The organism is Endozoicomonas sp. ONNA2, assembly GCF_024606365.1.
Lineage (GTDB): Bacteria > Pseudomonadota > Gammaproteobacteria > Pseudomonadales > Endozoicomonadaceae > Endozoicomonas.
The window spans coordinates 1-1,155 of record NZ_JAHHPO010000690.1 but is presented as its reverse complement, the minus strand read 5'-3'; the positions used below and the strand labels follow the sequence as shown (position 1 = coordinate 1,155).

The following is a 1,155-nucleotide window of genomic DNA, read 5'->3' as shown; positions in this document are numbered from 1 at the left end:
TGAAGGGGTATTACTCACGGATGGCTACCCCGGGAGGCTGTTAGAGCAATTAATCCATTGGTTAATTATTCTATTCGAAAGCATATGATTTAGTGCTTATGTATGAGGAACTATTCCTTGCATACCTTGTCCTATAAATCGAATATTTAATTTAAAGCGGCAAATTATGAATGTATCCAATTTAAGTAGCGCTTCAAGCTTACCGCCTGCCTATGAAGCTGTTATGGCAGAGACATTAGGTCCAGAGGTTACCCGATTTATTGAGTCAAAAGGTGGATATGCCACGGAATTACAGAGCAAAAATTTGCTCGATTATTTGATCAAGGCACATAATGCCCGGCACGGTCAAAACTACTGCTTATCTCGCGGATCAGTGACTCAAGAAACTTCTTCCGGCGGTGTATCAGTTGCAGAGAAGACACGACAGAAAATACAACAGAAATATCCAGATATGGACAGCAAAATTGCTGAAATTTCAAGTTGTATATTCCATGGTAGGGACGTGTTGAAAGACGTTACACGAAGAAACTTGATCTTTTTGCGTAATCTTGTTGAAACATATGTTCAGCAGGAGTTAATTAACGTAAACAACAAATGTGACCGTTTTAAGGATCTTGATTCGTACGCTTCCACCGCATGTCTGAAAGTTGATGATTATCGAGCAGCGGATAACCCACAGAATGCAAAAGAACTATTAATGGATGGTTTAGATATTCCTTTTTTCCATTGCGGGGATAATCAGGCTAAAGCGAGAATAGAAGCCTTATTCAAAGCAGCTCTTGGTATCGACCTATCGTAATTGGCCGCTTTTATCCTCTTTATCATTCACGAAGCTTGTTTTAAATGGCTGTGACCTGACTTAATCGTCGGGTCAACAAATTCAGTTATTCGAGTGCTAAAGCCGTTTTAATAGCAAGCCCACCCTCGGCGAAATCGCCCAAGCCGACCACGGCATTCTCATGAGCAAAGCCTATACCCATATGCTGATGGAAAACCCCGACAGCGTCCTCCAGTAGCGAGGTCGAGATATGCGCCTCTATGATGAGTTGCTACGGGATGACCAGGTGAAACCCTGCTTTCAGCAACGACGGCTGGCCGTAACCCAATCGGAGTGGGACGTGGAGCCTGCCAGCGAGAGCAGTGAAGACAAAGCCG

At 43.5% G+C, this 1,155-nt stretch carries 1 protein-coding gene; it reads left to right on the top strand.

The genetic code is table 11. The annotated features are described in order from the left end of the window. Nucleotides 1-166: 166 nt before the first annotated feature. A complete protein-coding gene (locus tag KDK14_RS12100) occupies nucleotides 167-799 on the top strand; it encodes a hypothetical protein (RefSeq protein ID WP_257265382.1) in 633 nt (210 codons plus the stop codon). The last annotated feature ends 356 nt before the right edge of the window (nucleotides 800-1,155 follow it).

Coding starts and splice junctions, on each gene's coding strand:
- KDK14_RS12100 (WP_257265382.1), top strand. CDS start 167: ATGAATGTATCCAATTTAAGTAGCGCTTCAAGCTTACCGCCTGCCTAT.